21 protein-coding genes and 1 tRNA gene are annotated in these 20,326 nt (G+C 47.3%); 16 read left to right on the forward strand and 6 right to left on the reverse strand.

Features of this window, described 5'->3' with window-relative positions:
* The first annotated feature begins 438 nt into the window (after positions 1-438).
* Entirely contained in the window at positions 439-723 is a 285-nt protein-coding gene (locus M3223_RS06245; RefSeq protein WP_251560139.1) for a glycoside hydrolase family 31 protein, read from the forward strand.
* 50 nt (positions 724-773) lie between these two features.
* On the opposite strand, the gene M3223_RS06250 is transcribed toward M3223_RS06245, so the two are convergent.
* Positions 774-998, reverse strand: coding sequence for a hypothetical protein (locus tag M3223_RS06250; RefSeq protein WP_251560141.1), 225 nt, complete (start codon positions 996-998; stop codon positions 774-776).
* A gap of 132 nt (positions 999-1,130) precedes the next feature.
* Here M3223_RS06250 and polA point away from each other — a divergent pair, with 132 nt between their 5' ends.
* The 5 genes from polA (at position 1,131) to M3223_RS06275 (ending at position 6,914) form a co-directional block, all read left to right on the forward strand.
* Complete coding sequence (gene polA, locus M3223_RS06255) at positions 1,131-3,788, forward strand: DNA polymerase I (RefSeq protein WP_251560143.1); 2,658 nt, start codon at positions 1,131-1,133, stop codon at positions 3,786-3,788.
* 112 nt (positions 3,789-3,900) lie between these two features.
* The gene (mutM, locus tag M3223_RS06260) at positions 3,901-4,758 is read left to right on the forward strand and encodes a DNA-formamidopyrimidine glycosylase (RefSeq protein ID WP_251560146.1); all 858 of its coding nucleotides are present in this window, start codon (positions 3,901-3,903) and stop codon (positions 4,756-4,758) included.
* Between the two features lie 107 nt (positions 4,759-4,865).
* Positions 4,866-5,660, forward strand: coding sequence for a manganese efflux pump (locus tag M3223_RS06265; RefSeq protein ID WP_251560148.1), 795 nt, complete (start codon positions 4,866-4,868; stop codon positions 5,658-5,660).
* 73 nt (positions 5,661-5,733) lie between these two features.
* The gene (gene coaE / locus M3223_RS06270) at positions 5,734-6,330 is read left to right on the forward strand and encodes a dephospho-CoA kinase (protein WP_251560151.1); all 597 of its coding nucleotides are present in this window, start codon (positions 5,734-5,736) and stop codon (positions 6,328-6,330) included.
* Complete coding sequence (locus tag M3223_RS06275) at positions 6,327-6,914, forward strand: lytic transglycosylase domain-containing protein (protein WP_251560152.1); 588 nt, start codon at positions 6,327-6,329, stop codon at positions 6,912-6,914. Before coaE ends, M3223_RS06275 begins: the two co-directional genes overlap by 4 nt.
* A 111-nt stretch (positions 6,915-7,025) precedes the next feature.
* On the opposite strand, the gene M3223_RS06280 is transcribed toward M3223_RS06275, so the two are convergent.
* Entirely contained in the window at positions 7,026-7,244 is a 219-nt protein-coding gene (locus M3223_RS06280) for an alpha/beta-type small acid-soluble spore protein (protein WP_251560154.1), read from the reverse strand.
* Between the two features lie 154 nt (positions 7,245-7,398).
* On the opposite strand from M3223_RS06280, the gene nrdR reads away from it, so the two are divergent.
* The 4 genes from nrdR to M3223_RS06300 all read left to right on the forward strand — a co-directional run bounded on the left by nrdR (position 7,399) and on the right by M3223_RS06300 (position 9,648).
* Positions 7,399-7,866, forward strand: coding sequence for a transcriptional regulator NrdR (nrdR, locus tag M3223_RS06285; protein WP_251560156.1), 468 nt, complete (start codon positions 7,399-7,401; stop codon positions 7,864-7,866).
* 248 nt (positions 7,867-8,114) lie between these two features.
* Positions 8,115-8,190 (forward strand) — tRNA-Ala (locus M3223_RS06290).
* Positions 8,191-8,608: 418 nt separating this feature from the next.
* Positions 8,609-9,292 (forward strand): hypothetical protein, encoded by a 684-nt coding sequence (locus M3223_RS06295; protein ID WP_251560158.1) that lies wholly within the window; start codon positions 8,609-8,611, stop codon positions 9,290-9,292.
* Positions 9,293-9,393: 101 nt separating this feature from the next.
* Positions 9,394-9,648, forward strand: coding sequence for a hypothetical protein (locus M3223_RS06300; RefSeq protein WP_251560160.1), 255 nt, complete (start codon positions 9,394-9,396; stop codon positions 9,646-9,648).
* Between the two features lie 100 nt (positions 9,649-9,748).
* Here M3223_RS06300 and M3223_RS06305 read toward each other — a convergent pair whose 3' ends face one another.
* From M3223_RS06305 to M3223_RS06315, 3 genes are read right to left on the reverse strand one after another with little or no spacing between them, the layout of a single operon-like run.
* Complete coding sequence (locus tag M3223_RS06305; RefSeq protein ID WP_251560162.1) at positions 9,749-10,114, reverse strand: GntR family transcriptional regulator; 366 nt, start codon at positions 10,112-10,114, stop codon at positions 9,749-9,751.
* A complete protein-coding gene (locus M3223_RS06310; RefSeq protein WP_251560164.1) occupies positions 10,111-10,767 on the reverse strand; it encodes an ABC-2 transporter permease in 657 nt (218 codons plus the stop codon). The genes M3223_RS06305 and M3223_RS06310 overlap by 4 nt, the downstream gene beginning before the upstream one ends.
* Positions 10,760-11,614 (reverse strand): ABC transporter ATP-binding protein, encoded by an 855-nt coding sequence (locus M3223_RS06315; RefSeq protein WP_251560166.1) that lies wholly within the window; start codon positions 11,612-11,614, stop codon positions 10,760-10,762. The genes M3223_RS06310 and M3223_RS06315 overlap by 8 nt, the downstream gene beginning before the upstream one ends.
* Positions 11,615-11,810: 196 nt before the next feature.
* Between M3223_RS06315 and M3223_RS06320 the strand changes: the two genes are divergently transcribed.
* From M3223_RS06320 to M3223_RS06330, 3 genes are all read left to right on the forward strand, one after another.
* The gene (locus M3223_RS06320; RefSeq protein WP_251560168.1) at positions 11,811-12,563 is read left to right on the forward strand and encodes a LytR/AlgR family response regulator transcription factor; all 753 of its coding nucleotides are present in this window, start codon (positions 11,811-11,813) and stop codon (positions 12,561-12,563) included.
* Positions 12,553-13,842 carry a sensor histidine kinase gene (locus M3223_RS06325; RefSeq protein WP_251560170.1) on the forward strand — a complete coding sequence of 430 codons (1,290 nt, stop codon included), beginning with the start codon at positions 12,553-12,555 and terminating at the stop codon, positions 13,840-13,842. The genes M3223_RS06320 and M3223_RS06325 overlap by 11 nt, the downstream gene beginning before the upstream one ends.
* Positions 13,843-13,955: 113 nt before the next feature.
* Entirely contained in the window at positions 13,956-16,004 is a 2,049-nt protein-coding gene (locus tag M3223_RS06330; protein WP_251560172.1) for a serine hydrolase domain-containing protein, read from the forward strand.
* Between the two features lie 106 nt (positions 16,005-16,110).
* Here M3223_RS06330 and M3223_RS06335 read toward each other — a convergent pair whose 3' ends face one another.
* Complete coding sequence (locus M3223_RS06335) at positions 16,111-16,962, reverse strand: arylamine N-acetyltransferase (protein ID WP_251560174.1); 852 nt, start codon at positions 16,960-16,962, stop codon at positions 16,111-16,113.
* A gap of 213 nt (positions 16,963-17,175) precedes the next feature.
* Here M3223_RS06335 and M3223_RS06340 point away from each other — a divergent pair, with 213 nt between their 5' ends.
* The 3 genes from M3223_RS06340 to M3223_RS06350 all read left to right on the forward strand — a co-directional run bounded on the left by M3223_RS06340 (position 17,176) and on the right by M3223_RS06350 (position 20,301).
* Positions 17,176-17,544, forward strand: coding sequence for a DoxX family protein (locus M3223_RS06340; RefSeq protein WP_251560176.1), 369 nt, complete (start codon positions 17,176-17,178; stop codon positions 17,542-17,544).
* Between the two features lie 152 nt (positions 17,545-17,696).
* On the forward strand, positions 17,697-19,736 hold the full coding sequence (locus tag M3223_RS06345) for a serine hydrolase domain-containing protein (protein ID WP_251560178.1): 2,040 nt from the start codon (positions 17,697-17,699) through the stop codon (positions 19,734-19,736).
* A 139-nt stretch (positions 19,737-19,875) separates the two neighbouring features.
* A complete protein-coding gene (locus M3223_RS06350; protein ID WP_251560180.1) occupies positions 19,876-20,301 on the forward strand; it encodes a hypothetical protein in 426 nt (141 codons plus the stop codon).
* The last annotated feature ends 25 nt before the right edge of the window (positions 20,302-20,326 follow it).

Raw genomic sequence — 20,326 nt, forward strand, 5'->3', positions numbered from 1 at the left:
TGTAGAAAGGCGGAAACACACTCCACTAACACGGGATGCCGGAAGGGGCTTTTTGGATGGAAGCCAACGAATTTAACGAAACTGAAAAGCGTTATTTAGCGTTTTTTGCGGCTATATAAATTCTAACGAAACTGAGCGGCGTTATTCGTACAGTTTCAGGCCGTTTTAGCGTCTATATGATGAAATAAGGCGTCTCAGTTGCGTTACGTTTGCGGAAGAGTCGTTTTGGGCTAAATAAGCGCTCTCAGTTACGTTAGAGGTTCCATCAAGTTCAATCAATAAACGCACCAGATATGAGGACATGAAAATTTCCAGGCAACTATATTTCTAAAAGAAGCGCCGCATCTATTGAAGCCTGCCCATTTTCCCGATATGTTCAGTTGAGTTGTTGTTCCCTAAAATGGGGGCTGCTGGCGGGAGAGGAAAGAGGCTGAACGGATGAAAGTATCGATTAAGGCATGGCTTGTTATTTTGCAAGTGATCGGAGCTGTATGTCTGGTGCCTTGGCTGGTCGTTATCGGCCTGTCTTTCATGGCGTTTGACAGCGGATTCAGCTGGTTTGCGGTTATGCTCGTTGCAGTTATAGGAAGTTACCCTGTGGTATGGTTGGGCGGTGTTATTTCCAGCTGGCTGCTCTATAAGCGCCAACCGAAGCTTGCTTTGACGCTGAGTGGAATGCCTTTGCTCTGGCCCGCAGTCATCTCGTGTTTTGTGCTATCATGACATCAGACACCAAAAAGCCATTCCGCGCGGGATGGCTTTTTGCATTAAAGTTAGCCTCTAAACCGGCCGGTAAGCTCGTTGCGGATAAGCAGATAAACAATTAGGCCGATAACCGGGAAAAACAACAGAGCAATCATGACCAGCAAACCTAGTTCGTTGCTGCAGCCGCGGCTTTTGGCATCTCGGTATCCCCACACGCAAATCGCGATATGAACCGCAAAGAACAGCAGCGAAATCAGTAAAAAAAATAGCCCAATAATTCCTACTCCATCCAAAGTGGATTACCTCCTAAATTTACATGATTCTGGATGTATCGATAATACGGTTATTTTACATCCCCCGTTTCAGAAGTTCCATCCCGGTATGGTATGATAAAAGCAACCAAGCAAAGAACGAGGTGCCAGCCAATGGACAAATGGATACTGATCGACGGCAACAGTATTGCTTACCGGGCTTTTTTCGCAATGCCGCCGCTGACAAATGCGGCCGGACTACATACAAATGCCGTATTCGGCTTTACGACGATGCTGCTCAAAGTGCTCGAAGAGCAAAAGCCGACCCATGTGCTGGTCGCTTTTGACGCTGGCAAAGTTACGTTCCGCACGGAAAGCTTCGCCGAGTACAAAGGCACCCGTGACAAAACTCCGTCGGAGCTGTCCGAGCAATTTCCTCTCATTAAAGAGGTGGTCAAAGCGTTCGGCATTCGGCAGTTTGAGCTGTCCGGTTACGAGGCGGATGACATCATCGGCACGCTGACACGGATGGCGGACGAGCAGGGCGTTGATACGGTTGTCGTCAGCGGCGACAAGGATATGCTCCAGCTTGCCTCCGACAAGGTGACGATTGCCGTAACCCGCAAAGGTGTCAGTGAAACGGAGCTGTACGATCCCGCTGCTGTTAAAGAGCGCTACGGACTCGTGCCGCAGCAAATTATCGACCTGAAGGGGCTTATGGGCGACACCTCCGATAACATTCCCGGCATTCCCGGCGTTGGCGAAAAGACCGCTCTGAAGCTGCTGCATGAATTCGGCAGTGTGGAGCAGGTGCTGGAGCGCTCCGGCGAGCTGAAAGGCAAGCTGAAGGAGCGTGTGGAAGAGAACCGCGAGTCGGCGATCATGAGCAAAAAGCTGGCGACGATTTTCCGCGAGGTGCCGCTGGAGGGCGAGACAGGGAATTTTGCCTACAACGGATATGAGCCGGCCGAGCTGGCGGAGGTGTTCGGCAAGCTTGAGTTCAGATCGCTTATCGAGCGTCTGAACTTGTCTGCTGCCGGTGCAACCAACGCCGAGCCGCAAAAAGAGCTGAACGTGCTGCCAGTGGAGATAGGCGATACGGCAGCACGCGAGGCGCTGGAGAAAGCTCTGCGTGAGTCCGGCGCGTTTTATTTGGAAGCAATCGGCGACAATCCGCATCATGCGGACCTTATCGGAGCGGCCTATGCCGCCGAAGAAGGCGTATACACGATGGGAGCGGAATGGCTGGATAGCGAGGATGCCTCCGGCTTCAAAGCATGGCTTTCCGACGTCAACGCGCCGAAGATCGGCTGCGACCTGCACCGGGCGGAGCTGGCGCTGAACAAGCTTGGCGTGCATTTGCAAGGCGTGGAATTCGACATCGTGCTGGCGGCGTACATTTTGGACCCTACAGCGACGGATCAGAGCGTCAGCGGCATCGCCACGCGTATCGGCCTGCCATCCGTGCCAACGGACGAGTCCGTTTACGGCAAGGGCGCGAAGTTTAAGGTTCCGGGTAAGGAAGCGTTGTACGCGCATTTGGCTTCCAAAGCGGACGCGGTGCGCGGAGCTGCGCCGCTGCAGCGCAGCCAGCTTGAGGAGCAGGGCATGCATCAGCTGTACTACGATCTGGAGCAGCCGTTGTCCGGAGTGCTCGCGGATATGGAGCGGCAGGGCATTCAAGTTGACGCGGAGACGATCCGCCAGCTCGGTGCAGAGCTGGAGGGCCGCATCAAATCCGACATGGAGGAAATCTACCGTCTGGCCGGTCAGGAGTTCAACATCAACTCACCGAAGCAGCTCGGGGAAATTCTTTTTGACAAGCTCGGCTTGCCTGTAATGAAAAAGACTAAAACCGGCTATTCCACCGATGCAGACGTTCTGGAAAAGCTGGAGCCATACCATGAAGTTATTCCTCTCATCCTGCATTTCCGCCAGCTGCACAAGCTGCAGTCTACCTATGTCGAAGGGCTGCTTAAGGAAATTCGCCAGGACAGCGGCAAAATCCATACGTACTACCGGCAGACGATTGCGGCAACCGGACGGCTTAGCAGCCAGTTTCCGAACCTGCAAAACATCCCGATCCGTCTCGAGGAAGGACGCAAAATCCGCAAGGCGTTTGTGCCGTCCGAGCCAGGCTGGCTTATTCTTGCGGCGGATTACTCGCAGATCGAGCTGCGTGTGCTGGCGCATATTTCGGGCGACGAAGGCTTGGCCGAAGCGTTCACGAACGACCTCGACGTTCATACCAAAACAGCGATGGATGTGTTTGGCGTAGCGGAGTCGGAGGTGGATTCCAACATGAGGCGTTCGGCGAAGGCGGTTAACTTTGGCATCGTGTACGGAATCAGCGATTTTGGCCTGTCGCAAAACCTGAACATTACCCGTAAAGAGGCCGCGCGTTTTATCGACCAGTATTTTGAAGCGTTCCAAGGCGTGCGCAAGTATATGGACGACATCGTGCTGCAGGCTCGCCAGGACGGATATGTTACAACGCTGCTGGAGCGCCGCCGTTACCTGCCGGAGATCAAAGCGTCGAACTTCAACCTGCGCTCGTTTGCGGAGCGGACGGCGATGAACACGCCGATTCAAGGCACAGCGGCGGATATAATCAAGCTGGCAATGGTCAAAATGCAAAATCGTCTGCGCGCTGAAGGCCTACGCTCCCGCATGCTGCTTCAAGTGCATGACGAACTTGTTTTTGAGGTGCATCCGGACGAGCTGGAGACGATGAAAACACTCGTGCCTGAGGTCATGGAAAGCGCGCTTGAGCTCAACGTGCCGCTTAAAGCCGAAGTGAGCTACGGGGCTAATTGGTACGAAGCGAAGTAATGGATGTTGTTGAAGCGATAACGATATAAGTTCATGAAAACCGTCCCTCCGGCAGCCCGGAGCGGGCGGTTTTTTGGTATAATAGACTCCGACAGAAAGGTGTGATTCAGTTATGCCGGAATTGCCGGAGGTAGAGACGGTAACCCGTACGTTAAACATTATCGCCGCAGGCAAAACGATCTCCTCGGTCGTGGTCAGTCTGCCGCGTATTATACAGAAGCCGCGTGAGCCGGAAGCGTTTGCCGCTGCGCTTGCCGGTCATACGATTGAAAAAGTGGAACGCAGAGGGAAATTTATCCGTTTTGTGCTGGACGGGCTCGTCATGGTGTCCCATCTGCGGATGGAAGGACGATACGGGCTTTTCCAAGCGGATGAGCCGGTTGAAAAGCATACCCATGTCCAGTTCCGGTTTACGGACGGAACGGAGCTGCGCTATAAGGATGTGCGCCAGTTTGGCACGATGCATCTGTTTGCGCCGGGGGAAGAATTCACTCAGCCGCCGCTGGCGAAGCTGGGCCTTGAGCCGCTGGATGAAGGCTTCACGCTGGAAGCTCTGCGATCGAGATTGGCAAAGCGCACGAGCAAAATTAAGCCGCTGCTGCTCAATCAGGAATACATTGTCGGGCTTGGCAATATTTATGTGGATGAAGCGCTGCATACCGCACGCATTCATCCCGAGCTTACGGCTGACCGGCTGAAGCCGGAACAATGGAATCTGCTGCATCAGTCGATCCGCGCCACATTGGAGCGGGCGGTTGCAGCTGGCGGTTCTTCCATTAAATCTTACGTGAACGGTCAAGGAGATCCGGGGAAGTTTCAGCATGAGCTGCTGGTGTACGGGCGCAAAAACGAGCCTTGTCCAACCTGCGGCTCACCAATCATCAAAACGGTCGTCGGAGGCCGGGGGACGCATTTCTGCGGAGATTGCCAGCCGCTACCGGGCGTCCGCCATGCTGTAGGATCCCAATAATCGGCTGATTTTATAGCCGGATAACACCCTCAGACCGACGATAGGAACAGACGCCTACCCCTTGCATATGATGGAGCAAAGTCATACGCAGGGAGGACCTTTCAACGATGGTTGCCCATTTGTTACCGCTTCTGCTGCTGTCCTTTGCCGTCAGCGTGGACGGATTCGGCGTCGGCGTTACGTACGGGCTGCGGAGAATTCGTATTCCGCTGCTGTCTGTGCTTATCATAACAGGCTGTTCGGGTGCAGTTATTTTGCTGAGCATGAATCTGGGAGCCTGGCTGACGGGATTTGTAACGGCGGACGGCGCAAAGCTCATTGGCGCGTTCATTCTAATCGGTATCGGCTGTTATGCGTTGTTCCAGCAGTCCCGCGGGAGTGACATTACCGTCAGCGATGCGCCAAAAAACAATCAAGCTGATGATATGCCATCCGGAGCAACAATGACGCAGCAAGCTGCAGCCGAGCATGAGTCAGCCGATCCCGCGAGCGGTGTTTATTCCGCCAGTACGGCTGGAGGCGGCATGACCGCTGCGGCAGCGGAGCAAGCAGTGCCGGCGATTGCGGTGCTTACGTTGGAGATCAAAAAGCTGGGACTCGTCATTCAAATTCTGCGCACGCCGCAAGCGGCGGACGTGGACAGCTCAGGAAGCATCAGCGCTGGCGAGGCGCTACTGCTGGGAGCGGCTTTGTCGCTTGACGCGTTTGGCGCAGGGCTCGGAGCTGCAATGGTCGGGCTGGAGCCGTGGCTGACGGCGCTGTGCATTATGACGGCGAGCGGACTTTTTCTGCTTGCAGGCATGAGATTCGGCTTTCGTTTCTCCGGGGTAAGGAGGATGAAGCTGTTAAGCCTGCTGCCGGGAATTCTTTTGCTGGCGCTTGGGTTAGGCAAGTTATGGTGACATCTGAGATATCCCTCCGTTACGGGGGGATATTGAAGTTTAAATTGGCTGATCTGGCTGGAGGTGAAATGCGATGAGAATCGGATTGACAGGTGGCATTGCGAGCGGAAAAAGTACCGTTTCCCGCATGCTTCACGAGAACGGCGTATTCGTATCGGATGCAGATGAAGCGGCTCGGGCTGTTGTGCTTCCAGGGAAGCCGGCGCTCGCCGAGGTCGTTGCCGCTTTTGGAGAGCAGGTGCTGCTGGCGGAAGGCAGCCTCGACCGCGCCGCGCTTGGGCGCATCGTGTTTGGACAGCCGGACAAGCTTAAGCGGCTGGAAAGCATATTGCATCCGGCGATCAGGCAGCATATGAAGGAAGAGATGGACCGGGCAGAAGCAGAGCAGCCGGGCCGGCTTGTCGCTGCGGACATTCCATTGCTTTTCGAAACGGGGCAGGATAGCTCCTATGAAGGTGTGTTGGTGGTCTATGTGCCTGTACATATTCAGCTGGAACGGCTGATGGCACGAAACGGCATGGAGCGCGAGGAAGCGCTTCGACGGATCGGGCTGCAAATGGATTTGGAGGAGAAAAAGCGCAGGGCGGACTGGGTTATCGACAACAGCGGAACCGAGGAGCAGACACGCGAGCAGGTTATGAGGTTTCTTGCCGACCGGAGAAGCCTATGAGCTGGGGCTGGTTTGCCCGCAAAAGGGTGCTGCTGCTCGTGCTGACGGGTTTTATCGCGCTGCTTTTTCTCAAGTCGGATTGGATGGGCAGAATGATGTATCCGATCGCCTATATGCAGAGCATTGAAACGGAGGCCTCCATTAACGACGTAGATCCGTACCTCATTGCGGCGATAATCCGGGTCGAGTCCAATTTTAAAACCGATAAAGTGTCCAGCAAGGGAGCAGGGGGAGTCATGCAGCTCATGCCGGAAACAGCGGATTGGATTATCGAGATGGCCAAGTTTGATGCGGCAACGACGAGGGAAACGGTAGTCGGCTCCGCCGAGCTTAGCATTAAGGCGGGCTCGTGGTATGTCCATGCGCTGCACGATCAATTTAAAGGAAACTCAGTTGCTGCTGTAGCTGCGTACAACGCCGGTCCAGGCAAGGTTCGCCAGTGGATGCGGGACAAGGTGTGGGACGGAACGATGGAGCATCTGGATCAGGTGCCGTACGGGGAGACACGCCATTACGTGCAGCGGGTTGATTATTACTACAAAAAGTACAAAAGCCTTTATCCCGAATGGTCCCGTTATGTATAATGAAATTATACAGGCAGCGATAAGGCTGTAACGCGAGGTTAAAGGAAAAAGCCCGGAGGCTATCCGCTTCGGGATTCGCCTCCGGACTTTTTATATCCATGGATAAGTCAATTATTTGAATTGACCTGCCAGGGATTGCTCGCCGATCGTTACAAGACGTTTCGTGATGTAACCACCGATGGAGCCAGCGTCATAAGTCGTGAAGTTGCCGTAGTAGCCGTCTTGTGGGATGGCGATACCGAGTTCTTGAGCAACTTCATACTTCATTTGGTCCAGGGCTGCATGGGATCCTTGAACAACCAGCTTGTTGCTGTTGTTGTTTTGTGCCATTGTCGTTTCACCTCCTCGCGGTTGGTAAAAGTATTATGTGCCGAAATGCCAGCTTCATACGCCGCAGGAAAATAAATTTATGAAAAAGTCCGCAAGCCCTTGCCAGGCGCGGAATTACAGGATCAGGCACGTTAACGGAGAGGAGGAATTGATCATGAAATGCCCCTATTGCGAGCATAACGGGACGAAGGTACTGGATTCCCGCCCCGCTAATGGAGACAAGTCCATTCGCCGCCGCCGCGAGTGTGAGCGCTGCAGCCGCCGGTTTACCACCTTCGAGATGATTGAGGAGACTCCGCTCATCGTCATTAAGAAGGATGGCAGCCGGGAGGAATTCAGCCGGGACAAAATTTTGCGAGGCCTCATCCGGGCATGCGAAAAACGTCCCGTGCCGGTGGAACGGCTGGAGGAGATCGTTTCCGAGGTCGAAAAGGAGCTGCGCACGACAGCACAGGCCGAAGTGGAAAGCCGCAGCATCGGCGAGCTTGTCATGCAGCAGCTGTACCCGGTCGACGAAGTGGCGTATGTGCGCTTTGCGTCGGTGTACAGGCAGTTCAAGGACATCGACATGTTTATGAAGGAGCTGTCCAATCTGCTTTCTAAGAACTCCGTGGAGGATTAGGGCGGACGTGGCGGATGGTTAAAAATGAGGGAGGACCCGCAGGAACGGTGAGGGCCGGGCTGCGGGTCTTTGCTTATAATTGTTAGGGTGTAGGGTAATTTAAAGATGCTTAAGGTTAGGAACGTTGAGAACATACTTGTCCAAATTTGTGTTGACACTAATTGAGGCTGCGTGATATGATCTTTCTTGTCGCGGTAAGCTTTTGCTTGATTGATCAAGCTGAAATTTTACATACGACATCTACATACGGGGCCTTAGCTCAGCTGGGAGAGCGCATCGCTGGCAGCGATGAGGTCAGGGGTTCGATCCCCCTAGGCTCCACCATAATTTATCTAACATACAGCCTATATAGGCTGTTTTTTATTGTTTTGGAAAATGTGTGAGCTTGTACTATAATTTAGACAAGTTAGCCTTAGCAATGATGTGGTAAGCGCAATTTGTATGATTTTTCACACAAAGTATGTTTAGGCTGTGGCGATATTTCAGGTTTTATACGATAAATCATACAAATTGGCTGAATGTAGACGGTGAAGGCTGAGTTTTGTATGATTTATCACACAAAGTATTAAAAAGAGGCGGTTCCAAACCGATTTTTGTATGATATTTCATACAAAAAATTGCGTTGGCTCATGGAAGGCGAGTTTAAACAATATTTAAATAGAGAGGCGAAGCACGCCCCGATGATTCTGCACCGTGCAGGATTATTCGGGGCGTTTTTTATTTAATCTAGGAGGTGGTTGGGATGAGTTTTGAAATTGAGCACGCAAAATGGATAAAAGGGCATCTGAATCGGCGCAGTGGGGAGCGTAAAGACGCATTGAAGCGAGGACATGGTTTTGGAAACCGGATGTTTGTTGAAAAAATCTGGTGGCCATTACTGGGACATTTTGATGGGTTGCATCCGGAGTACGAAGTGTTGGATTGGCGAGGACGCTCCTATTTCCTAGATTTTATGTGGACGGTAGGAGGAAAACGTTTTGCAATCGAAATTATGGATTACGGATCGCACGGTAAAGACCGAACGAAGTATCGATTGGATTTAAATCGTATTTTGTTTCTTCAATCACAGCAATTTGAAGTTATTTTGATTTCATTGGATGAGATGAAAGATAATCCATCATTTATTGATGCAATGCTACGGAATCTATTATCCCCTTACCTCGGAACGCTTGCAGAGCAACATGTTGTGGCCGCCCGACCTTTTTGCAAAATTGAAAGACAACTCATGCAGTTCGCAATCCGATACAATAGAGTTCTGCGTCCTTCTGATGCTGCAAGGGAATTGGAACTTCACAAACAAACCGTAATTAAATACTGCCGCATTCTTGTTCAAAAAAATAAACTTAGACCTGTGCCAGCCGGATCAACAGGGAAGATTTATCATTACGAGTACATAGGATCGAATCAAAGCTCTGATTTATTTTAAATCTCTTGTCATGGTCGGTTTAATCGAAGCAAGACATTAATAAGATTCGAGTAATAGAAGTTTCCTGAGCTTGGGCCTAGAAAAAAAAGGAGGAGTTGCAGATGAGAAGTGTTAAAGAGACTGATAATTTCCCGTATTGTATAAGTACTGTTTGTTTTTTTGAGGTAGACAAAACGGGAACTGTATCTCAAGTTTACCATAAAAACAAATCGGATAGGTCGAAGGTGCTGGAGGCTTATCAAAGAGCTATGAATAAAACTACGACATTGTATGCTGTGTGGCCAGGTAGTTGGAGTAGTGACTTGTTTGTCATTGATGACCTAAATGCTTTTGCAAAAGCATTTAATCTTATTTGACCAATTTATTTCCATACACAAACAAACCGAGCGTCCGCTTGACTCAGCGTGGCTCGGTTGTTCGTGTTTGTACTTTAGCTATCATTGATTGGCGCTATAACTAATAAACTTCCCGCAATAGCTCCATTACCTCATCTATCGTAAGTCCGATAGATTTGTAATAAGCAGAGTCGATCGCCATCTGTTTCAACACCATTTCATTGCGCTTCTGAAGCATCTCGGCGGGGGAGAGATCAGCGACAAAACAGCCTTTACCGGTTACGGTGTAGATTAAACCATGGCGTTCGAGCTCTTCCCACGCTTTTTTGACGGTAATGATACTGACCCGAAGCTCCGTGGCCGCTTGGCGGATAGGGGGCAGGCTGTACCCGTTTTCTAGCTCGCCCTTGAAAATTTGCGCGCTGATTTGTTCAAAAAGCTGCTGATAAATAGGTTTATCTGAAGCGTTTGAAATTGCTATGTTCATTGTGCTTCCACTTTCTGGAACCGTTTGATGGCAATATAATAAGCGATTATCGTAAATAGCGCAAATATCACAATGCCCGCCATGAATACGAACAGGTGATTGGCCAGCTGGTCTGATCCCGCCCCTTTGAAAAACTCGTAAATGGCAGCATTTTCGATGCTGAGCCACTCCGCGCCGGTGGCAAACAGCATAGCTCCTGCGATAGATGCAAATGTCGCAGCACCGTATTTATACGCCGTTTTGTAATACATGGAAATAAAAATCAGATTAAAAATCGCTATCATAACAAAACAGAGTCCCCAGAAACCAAACGTTGGTTTGAAGAAATAGTAGACCAGCTCCGGGAAAAAGCGCACCGATATGGCTCCATAGATCATCGCAACAACAAGATGCAGCAGCTCCAGCAAAACAATGACGTAAATTCGTGCTTTTACAATATCTTTTTTGGTTACCGGCAGCATGCTGGAGAAAATGAGATCATTTTGAGTTTTATAACCGGCAAACATGTTAGGGATCGTTAAAAAGCAGAAGTATAAAATGACCAGGAAGTATAACCATCCGGGAATTAACATTAAGGCGCCAGTCAGAAAGGGCATCAAATAGAAGAAGGGATGCACGCCTAGCCGTAATTCTTTAATGAGCAGGTTATACATACACACTCTCCTTTTTCGAGCAGTAAATCATAATTTCCTCAAGATTCGGAATGGATGCTTTAATATCTAAGGCTGGATCAAAATCTTTGGTATGAATCAAACCGGTGAAGCCAAATGAAGTTGTTTTGTAAGCGATCAGCGCCTGTTTAACCTTATCCAAATCCTCGTTTTTACCCTGCAGCAAACGATACGTATCGATGAACGTTTCTTTTTCCGCAGAGTTAATAATTTGTCCGTCATGAATATAGGTAATGTAGTCGGCGCATTTCTCCAGGTCGGAAGTAATATGAGTGGAGAATAAAATGCTGATCTCGCCGTCCTGCACAAGCTCCTGAAAAATATCGAGCAGCTGGTCCCGGGCAACCGGATCTAGTCCGCTGGTCGGTTCGTCCAGAATGAGCAGCTTGGCGCCATGCGACAGGGCAAGGGCCAAGCTGTATTTTACTCTCATGCCGGTTGATAACTCGGCTATTTTTTTGTCTTCAATTAAGTTGAATTTTTTTAAATACTTGTTGTACACTTCATCGTCCCAGTGTGTGTAGAATCGTTTGATCACATTGGTTAACGTTTTGATTTTGCTGCGCGTATAAAAGTTGATGTCGCCAAATGCGGAGCCAATTTCTTGTTTTAATTCAATTTCATGCTCAGCCATGTTTTTGCCTAAAATCTGAATCTCGCCGCTGTCCATGCGCACCAAATTTAAAATGGACTTGATGGTGGTTGTTTTCCCGGCGCCATTGGCTCCGATAAAGCCCATAATATAACCCTTTTCCAGTTGAAAGGATACGTTTTTTAATTGAAAATGCTCGTAAGTTTTATTTAAATTGTTGATTTCCAAAGCCAGCATGGTGTCCCTCCGCTCCAAAATTGTGTATGTTGTGTATGCACAATATACAGCTGGGACAAGTTCCTTGTCAACGGCTATTTTCTAATTGATGTTTAGGGATTAAAATTTACGCTTCAAGTCAAAATTCTTTCCATCCGATTAAACCAGATATAATATTACATAATGTTTTTTAAAACGTACGGAGGAGTGTACAAGCATGTACCGAGTGGCGATTTGCGATGATGAGGAAAAACAAAGAGAGCTTGTGAAAAAAATGCTCATTGCATTATCCATTAAGGCAAACATAGAATTTGAAATCGAATTATTCGGCTCGGGGGAGGAGCTGGTCTCCTATTATGGGCTACAGAAGCCTGCATTTCATATTTTAATTTTAGATATTGAAATGAGCGGGATCAACGGGATTCAAACAGCCCGCAAAATAAGAGGGTTAAAACATCTGGATGAACAGATTATTTTTCTGACAAGCTACCCGGAATATATGGTGGAAAGTTTTGACGTGATGACCTTTCAATATTTGATTAAACCTGTTGCTCCTTCGGTATTGGAGGAGAAAATCATTAAGTTATGCCATTACTTTCAAGCGCTTGATAAAAAATTTATGGTCATCAAGTCAGCCTACGATGAAATTGTGCTTAAACATGATGATCTCATCAGCATTGAAGCTGCCAAAAGCATAACGATGAAAAGCAAGCTGTATTTTGTCACGCCTAATGAAACCTATGAAAGCAAGGGCATCCTATCGGATTACGCCATAGCTTTGAAGGATTGCAATTTCCTGCAAATTCATCGTTCCATCATGATTAATTTGCTGCATGTACGGAAATTTGCCAGCGGAGTTGTACTTATGTCCAACGGCAAGGAATTGCCGATCGGACGCTCAAAAATGAAAGAGGTTAAAGACGTTTACACCAAATTTATGGTTATGAAGGCCGGCGGCTATGATACATAATCATTGGCTTATTATTCTTTGTGTTGTGCTTTTGATGGGCGTTCAATTAAATTTTTTCTTTAACTCGATTTTTGGGAAATCCACTCAAAAGCGTCAACGGTATTTTTATTTCATTATGTTTGGAATTCTTGATTACTTGTATTTAACGATTAAGTTTTTCCCCATTGTGTCCTCCATCTTATTTTTTGTTCTTGTGTTTAGTATCGCGCAGTCATATCAAACAGAGCTGAAATTAAACCTTGTTTTTACGATGTTATTAGCTGTTTTATTTACAATTGTTGATTTTATTTCGGTCTATATCTTGTTTGCGCTTAATTCGGTTGACTTTAGCGGCCCTCGTCCTATTGCGGGTCAAGATCAGCTTGCTCATATAAAAGTCGTTTTTCTAGATTGCATCCTTATGTTTCCTGTTATTCAGATATTACGGCTCGTTGCTAAGCGAAGAAGGTTCAGCCTGCCTTACCGGTATTACGCTTTATTTTTAGTTATTCCGATTGTGAGTGTTTATCAGTTGAATATTGCGTCGCATAAAAGCTTTTACTATTTTCTCTCCAGCGTTGCCCTGCTTTTTTTGAATATAATGATTGTTTATTTTTTCGATACGATTATGGAAAAGTTTCAATATAGGCATGAGAACGAACGGCTGCAGCAGCAGATGGATTATCAGGATGCAAATTATGAAAAGGTTGTTCACAGCTTTAAATCGATCAAAAGAATCATTCATGATACGAATCAACAGTTTTTGTATATTGAACAATGCATTAAACGCAATGAATTGGCGTCCGCAGTGGAGCATATCCGCACGACGTTAAATAAAATTGAGGGCTCCTATCAGAAGGTGAATACGGGCAATTTGGTTATCGACGCTCTTGTGACCAATACGCTGGACATCGGACAAGCAAACGGCATCAGGATTGATACAAAGCTAAGCTTAAGCTCTCATGATGTGCCTATCGACCGGTATGACTTATGCGTCGTCATCGGCAATATGCTGGATAACGCAATTGAAGCTTCCAAACAGGTCAAGGTTGCAGCGGATCGGCATATTGTGATCAAAATACACGCTACCGAGTCGAATTTGCTTATTCATATTCGGAATTATACGGATCATGAGGTAATCCGCCTGCGCAGTCAAAAGCCAAACCGTGAATATCACGGAATCGGATTAACCAACATAGCTAGAATCTGCGACAAGTATGGCGGACATATGACCGTTGAAACGGAAAATAAACAGTTTCATAATATGGTTCTATTGCCTCTCATGGCGAACAATCCCTGAACAGCTGCTGTTTAGGGATTGTTTTTTATCGTTTCGGGACGTTTTAGGACCAAGCGGGCTTTTGACTTGTATGCTGAGTCCAGAACGGAAGTCCATTATGTAGGAGGCGCATTATGAAAAGAAAGGTTCTTGTATTCATGGCCGCTGTGCTGGCCGTCATTCCAGTCCGTTCAGCAGCTGCTGAAACGGCGGAGCAGTCCTTTGAACAAAAGGCAAAACAAATGGCTTTAAACATTGTATCGGATTATGGCGTTAGCGGGATTCAATATGCAATCAGAGACGACGGAAAGGTTGTATTATCGGGCGGTGCTGGAATAAAAGATAAAGCGGCCAAAACGCCGGTAACAAAGGATACGATGTTTGGAATTGGTTCAACAAGTAAAATGTATGTAACGGCTGCTGCGATGAAATTGGCCGATCTCAACAAAATCGATCTCGACAAGCCATTAACCACATACGTAAAAGAGTTTAAAATGGCGGATGAAAGATACAAAAAAATAACGCCGCGCATGTTAATGAATCATTCGTCCGGATTATACGGAAGTTCCTTTAAGAACAGTTTTCTGTTCGACGACAACGATACGGAAGCTCATGATGAATTGCTGGACAAATTGCGCTCCCAGCGCTTAAAAGCGGCCCCCGGCGAATTTTCGGTTTATTGCAATGACGGCTTCCAGCTGCTTGAAATTTTAGTTGAACGTGTGAGCGGATTAAGCTATAGCAAATTCCTGCAGGTTCATTTTAACAAACCGCTAGCTCTCAGCTCGACCAAAACGCCGCTTGATTCCTTTGACAGAAACAAGCTTGCCAAAACATACTTCACTGGGTTCCAGCAGGCGTTACCTGTTGAAAACGTTAACCTCATTGGAACGGGAGGCATTTATTCCACTGCTGAAGACGTGAGCAAGTTCGCCGATATGCTGATGGGCAACCGTACGGAGCTTTTATCCGAAAGGTCGGCAAAGGCAATGCAAAACCCGGAATACCGGAAGGGACTTTGGATTGCGGAGGAGTCTAACACCTTTAATTACGGTCTCGGTTGGGATGCCGTTCAATTAGCGCCGTTTGACGAATACGGGATTACAGCTTTGTCTAAAGGCGGAGATACGCCAATGTATCATGCAAGCCTGATTGCGCTGCCGGAGTATGATATTTCGATGGCCGTGCTTTCTTCAGGCGGAGCCTCTTCTTTTAACAGCACGATGGGCACCGCTATTTTACTTGAATATCTAAAATCCAAAGGAATCATCAGTGAGATTTTGCCGGATAAAACGTTCCAGCCTCCGGTAAAAGCCGATATGCCTGCCGATCTGGAGGCTTATTCCGGACTATTCGGACATACGGGCAGCATGGTTAATCTGGATGTGAAAGACGGAGAGCTTTTAATGGATCCTAACGACGATTCGCTTCCTGTACAGAAATTTGTGTATACAGGTGATGGGCAATTCAAAAGCAGTGATGGAAGTGCAACCGTAAGTTTTGTACAGGCGGCAAATGGAAAAACGTATCTCAAAAAATATGGATATGACAACATTCCCGGCTTAGGCCAAGTTATTAACGGTTTGTATCTGAGTCAGAAGCTGGAACGCAACCCGCTTGATCAACCGACCCAAAAAGTATGGGAACAACGAAACGGCAAAAAATATTACCGCTTGGATGAAAAAATCAGCTCGCTCGGTTATCTAATGGCAGAAGGGCTATTGATCAAAAAAATATCCGTTAACGCCGATTACGGGTATGCTTCCGGTACTAAAATTGTTGATAAGAATAAATCGGTCAATGCAATGGCAATCCCGGTCATGAACGGACGAGACTCGTTTGACCTGAATTTCCATACGAAGAACCGTACGGAATACTTAACGATCAATAAAGAAGCTTATATTAGCGAAGACGGGATTCAACCGTTCTCTCAAGGAGTCTCCACGGTCCGCATTAACGAAGGCAAGGCTGTTTGGTATAAAATTGATAAAAAGACAACGAACCGGGACGTAACGGTTAAGTATCCATCAAGCGGAGGATATGTCGTTTATGACGCCAAAGGAACGGTTGTACATTTTTCCAAGATTAGTGGCAAAAAAACGGTCGTGCTGCCTGAAGGCGGATTGATTGTTTTTGGCGGGGAGAAGGGCGACGTCTTTTCGGTTAATGTTAAAAAGAGTTAACCGTTCGCTATGAAGTAAAAGCCATGAGCACCCGGGAACCCGTGTGCTTCATGGCTTTTTGCGTGCTGCATCATGTTCATGATGCCAGTTCACCAGCCTCTTTCCGTTATTGCGATTGAAACACATCGATTCCCAGTTCTTCAAGAACATCCATTGCCTTTTCCACAGGCAGCTTCGGTAGGTTAAATTCACTGTCGATCACTTCACGGATCTCATTGCGGTTCGTTAATATCCGTTTTTCGGCCTGGCCGAGGCTGTTGCGGATGCTGAGCACATTGTTGACTAACGATAGGGATCGCTGCTGCTCCAGCTGCCAGAGCTGGCAGCGCAGCGAAGAGGTGAACAACCCGTTCGGCTTGTAATAATGGGCAATTGCTTGTTGGAAATCATTAAAGCCGTACTGTATTCGGGCATCAAACGTCCAGTTCATCTCAGTGAGCTCTTTTCCATCCACCGATCTGTGATAGGTGTACGTTCCGGGTTCGTCTCCCGGGCTGAACCTTATCTCTATCCCGCAGTAGCTGGATACCTGGTGAGGATCACTCTCCAAGCGCATCGGCTCAAATAAAGGAGCGCTGTTCCCGCAATCCACATACAGTTCTTCTTGTTCATCCGGGAGCCGGACGAGCAGCGCGGCATGCCCGCCGCCCAGTAAAGCGTAACGAGAGTGAAATCCAAGCCGCTTCAGCAATTCATGCAGGCTGCTGTTCAGGACATAACAGGTTCCGCCCATATGATGCTGATAGAGCTGCTCCACAAACTTCTGTACATCCTGCTCTAGATGTTTTTGCTGATGATAAGCTTTAACATTCATCAAAGTGCTAATGTTTTCGAAAGGAATCCGATTGAGATGGGCGGTACAGATCCTTGTTAAATATTCATAAGAAGGTTCCTGAACCGGAACTTGGATATAATTTAAATATTGGGCGGCCCATGCAGGCAATGGCTGTCGAGTCATGGTTTGCTCCCTTTCCGATAAATTGAGGTAATTGTAACGTTAGTATAAACGTTGACACTAATGTCAGGGTCAAGCAGCTTTACCGAACATCAATTGAAATTTCCACTAAATACTTTAAACGAATGTCTTTACAGGAAAAGCGCTGGTATTATATTATCAGATAGGACACTGAAAGGTGTCAGATAAACAAAAGCTAAAAGGGCGGGGATTTAGGTGCATATACTGGCGATCGTACTTCAAAGTTGGCTGCTTTTCTCTATGGCATTTTTCGGCATCAGCAAAATTACAGGAGCGCAGCATCAGGTGGAGCTGTTTGATTCCATTAAGCTGCCTCAATGGTTCCGTACGGTTACGGGGTTTGTGCAAATTATCGGAGCCGTAGGACTTGTGATCGGTTACTGGTACGCGGGTGTTGCCGCTTGGGCAGCCGTGCTGATCGGCATTATGATGCTCGTTGCGGTTGTCACACATCTTCGAGTTAAACATCCGATCGGCAAAATGATTCCGGCACTGCTCAATCTTGCCATTGCGATTGCAGTTGTCGCGTTATATGCAGACGAACTTTCCAATCTTTTTGGATAAAATAATATCCAGCGCAACCTGATCTGGGTTGCGTTTTTTTTATTTCATTAAAAAGCTATGATTTTGTTCACCAGTAATTGGATTTATAAAAAAGGTATCTGCCCCTTAAACGAGAATTACCTAGATAGCCAATTTAAAGGAGGCAGTATTTCATGAAGAAAAAGCTTTTTGTATTCATGGCCGCTGTGCTTGCCGTTGTTCCGGTCAGCTCAGCGTCTGCTCTGCCGGTTCAACAATCTGTTGAACAAAAGGCAAAGGAAATGGCAGCAACAATCGTATCCGATTACGGCGTTAGCGGAATTCAGTACGCCATCAGGGATGACGGAGATGTTGTATTATCAGGCAGCGCCGGTGTGCAGGATAAAGCAAAAAAAACGCCGGTAACGAAGGATACGATGTTCGGAACAGGTTCGATAAGTAAAATGTATGTGACGGCGGCTGCGATGAAGCTGGTCGAGTCTAATGGAATTGATCTGGATAAACCGCTCACGATGTATTTGAAAGAATTTAAAATGGCGGATGAACGGTATAAAAAAATAACACCGCGCATGCTGATGAATCATTCCTCGGGATTAAACGGCAGTACGTTAAAAAACAGCTTTTTGTTCGATGACAGCGATACGGAAGCTCATGATGAGTTGTTGAACCGATTGCGCCACCAGCGCTTAAAGGCTGAGCCGGGCGAATTTTCGGTTTATTGCAACGACGGATTCCAGCTGTTAGAGCTTTTGGTTGAGCGGGTGAGCGGCAAAAGCTACACTAAATTTTTGCAAAAACATTTTATCAACCCTCTTGAGTTAAACTCGACCAAAACGCCGCTGGATTCGTTTAACCGAAATAAACTCGCCAAAGCTTATATGCCAGGGTTAGATCAGGCTTTACCCGTTGAAACGGTGAATGTGATTGGGGCGGGAGGCATTTACTCCACCGCTGAGGATGTGAGCAAGTTCGCCGATGTTCTTATCGGAAACTATGAGAATGTTTTATCGGAGAAGTCGGCAGAAGCGATGCAAAGCCATGAATACGAAAAAGGAGTGTGGATATCGGAAACATCCAACCTCATTAATTATGGCCTTGGCTGGGATGCCGTTCAGCTGGCGCCGTTTGATGACTATGGAATTACCGCATTATCCAAAGGCGGGGACACGCAAGCGTATCACTCCAGCGTGGTTACGCTGCCGGAGTACGATATCTCAATGGCGGTGCTTTCTTCAGGAGGGGCGTCTACCTTCAATGGCCTCATGGCATCGAAAATTTTATTGGAATACATCAAAGATAAAGGAATCATAAAAGAAATTTTGCCAGACCGAACGTTTGAGCCAGCTGTTAAAGTGGACATGCCGGCGGATTTGCAGGCTTTCTCCGGTTTGTACGGTCATCCGGGCGGCACAGTTCAACTGGACATTAAAAACGGAGAGGTTATCCCTGTAGTCGCTGAAGGTCCAGCTCCTCCTGAAACATTCGTTTACACAGGGGACGGGCAGTTCAAAAACAAGGACGGTAGTGCGGCCATAAGCTTTGAGCAGGCGGAGAACGGCAAAACGTATCTCAAATATTACGGATACATGACCTTACCTGGATTAGGCCAAGTCGTTAACGGCATTTATCTGTATCAAAAGCTGGATCGCAACCCGCTAAATCAAGCTGCCAAAAAAGCGTGGGAACAACGAAACGGCAAAAAATATTACCGCTTGGATGAAAAAATCACCTCTATGGCATATCTGGCACAAGCCATATTGACCAAAGAAATAGCTGTAGATACGGATAACGGATACGTCTATGGCACAAAAATAGTGAATGCAAATAAGGCTGTTAATGCAATCGCCATCCCGATTATGGGCGGAAGAGATACGTTTGATCTGGAATTTTATAAGAAGAATCAGAAGGAGTATTTAACCATTAACGGAGAAACGTATGTCAGCGAGGCTGCCATTGGAGCGTTTCCTCAAAACACCAAATCGATTCGCATTACGAACGGTGAGGCTGTATGGTACAAAATCGACAAAAAGTCAGCCAAAAAGGTAATCACGGTCAAGAGCCCGGCAAGCGGGGGATTTGCTGTTTTTGACGCAAAAGGCACGGCGGTGCATTTTTCAAAGGTTCACGGCAATAAATCCGTTGTGCTGCCTGAAGGCGGTATGATTGTGTTTGGCGGAGAAAAGGGCGATGTATTTACGGTTAAAAATTCCTAAATTTTGCGCATACGTTTACCACAGATTTCAGTTGACGGAGCCCTTTTCTAACGTGAAAAGGGCTCTTATATGTGCGTAAAACTCGCACCGTGTCTCTTCATTTCTCATAAGTTGTAGTATAGGACGAGGAGGTAGAGACATGAATTTAGGTATGATCTTGGTTTTGTTTATTTTGTTAGTGGCTGTTACGAGAATATTTATACCGAATAACTGCTCTGATGACAATTCTATTGAAGTTAGGGGTTCTCAAGAGTTTCAAATTATTAACAATAGTCGTTTCTATCTTTTTATTTCCATTTATTCAGGAAGTCTTGAATCGGAAATTCCTAGTAGTATTCCAGCTAATGGCGGACAGAATCTATTTTATTTGCATGTTGACACTTGGAGACCAACCTCCGCCAGCATCGGTTATTATTCGTTAAGTAGTGACCGATTTTCAGTTACTTTGAACTATGACACAAACTACAGACCTAAAGCTTTTTTTACAAATTATAGCAGTTCCAGTTCAATAACTTGGAAAGTACTGACGAATACTAAGCTGGAAGTTTTAGATGCCGTTTTATGAAAATACGCGGATGACTTAACGCAGC

Origin of the sequence: Paenibacillus pasadenensis (genome assembly GCF_023715725.1) — a bacterium.
GTDB lineage: Bacteria > Bacillota > Bacilli > Paenibacillales > Paenibacillaceae > Paenibacillus_O > Paenibacillus_O pasadenensis_A.

What these genes read in the sequence shown, in the direction of transcription:
- M3223_RS06245 (WP_251560139.1), top strand. Translation starts at nt 439, where the DNA reads ATGAAAGTATCGATTAAGGCATGGCTTGTTATTTTGCAAGTGATCGGA.
- polA (WP_251560143.1), top strand. Translation starts at nt 1,131, where the DNA reads ATGGACAAATGGATACTGATCGACGGCAACAGTATTGCTTACCGGGCT.
- mutM (WP_251560146.1), top strand. Translation starts at nt 3,901, where the DNA reads ATGCCGGAATTGCCGGAGGTAGAGACGGTAACCCGTACGTTAAACATT.
- M3223_RS06265 (WP_251560148.1), top strand. Translation starts at nt 4,866, where the DNA reads ATGGTTGCCCATTTGTTACCGCTTCTGCTGCTGTCCTTTGCCGTCAGC.
- coaE (WP_251560151.1), top strand. Translation starts at nt 5,734, where the DNA reads ATGAGAATCGGATTGACAGGTGGCATTGCGAGCGGAAAAAGTACCGTT.
- M3223_RS06275 (WP_251560152.1), top strand. Translation starts at nt 6,327, where the DNA reads ATGAGCTGGGGCTGGTTTGCCCGCAAAAGGGTGCTGCTGCTCGTGCTG.
- M3223_RS06280 (WP_251560154.1), bottom strand. Translation starts at nt 7,244, where the DNA reads ATGGCACAAAACAACAACAGCAACAAGCTGGTTGTTCAAGGATCCCAT.
- nrdR (WP_251560156.1), top strand. Translation starts at nt 7,399, where the DNA reads ATGAAATGCCCCTATTGCGAGCATAACGGGACGAAGGTACTGGATTCC.
- M3223_RS06295 (WP_251560158.1), top strand. Translation starts at nt 8,609, where the DNA reads ATGAGTTTTGAAATTGAGCACGCAAAATGGATAAAAGGGCATCTGAAT.
- M3223_RS06300 (WP_251560160.1), top strand. Translation starts at nt 9,394, where the DNA reads ATGAGAAGTGTTAAAGAGACTGATAATTTCCCGTATTGTATAAGTACT.
- M3223_RS06305 (WP_251560162.1), bottom strand. Translation starts at nt 10,114, where the DNA reads ATGAACATAGCAATTTCAAACGCTTCAGATAAACCTATTTATCAGCAG.
- M3223_RS06310 (WP_251560164.1), bottom strand. Translation starts at nt 10,767, where the DNA reads ATGTATAACCTGCTCATTAAAGAATTACGGCTAGGCGTGCATCCCTTC.
- M3223_RS06315 (WP_251560166.1), bottom strand. Translation starts at nt 11,614, where the DNA reads ATGCTGGCTTTGGAAATCAACAATTTAAATAAAACTTACGAGCATTTT.
- M3223_RS06320 (WP_251560168.1), top strand. Translation starts at nt 11,811, where the DNA reads ATGTACCGAGTGGCGATTTGCGATGATGAGGAAAAACAAAGAGAGCTT.
- M3223_RS06325 (WP_251560170.1), top strand. Translation starts at nt 12,553, where the DNA reads ATGATACATAATCATTGGCTTATTATTCTTTGTGTTGTGCTTTTGATG.
- M3223_RS06330 (WP_251560172.1), top strand. Translation starts at nt 13,956, where the DNA reads ATGAAAAGAAAGGTTCTTGTATTCATGGCCGCTGTGCTGGCCGTCATT.
- M3223_RS06335 (WP_251560174.1), bottom strand. Translation starts at nt 16,962, where the DNA reads ATGACTCGACAGCCATTGCCTGCATGGGCCGCCCAATATTTAAATTAT.
- M3223_RS06345 (WP_251560178.1), top strand. Translation starts at nt 17,697, where the DNA reads ATGAAGAAAAAGCTTTTTGTATTCATGGCCGCTGTGCTTGCCGTTGTT.
- M3223_RS06350 (WP_251560180.1), top strand. Translation starts at nt 19,876, where the DNA reads ATGAATTTAGGTATGATCTTGGTTTTGTTTATTTTGTTAGTGGCTGTT.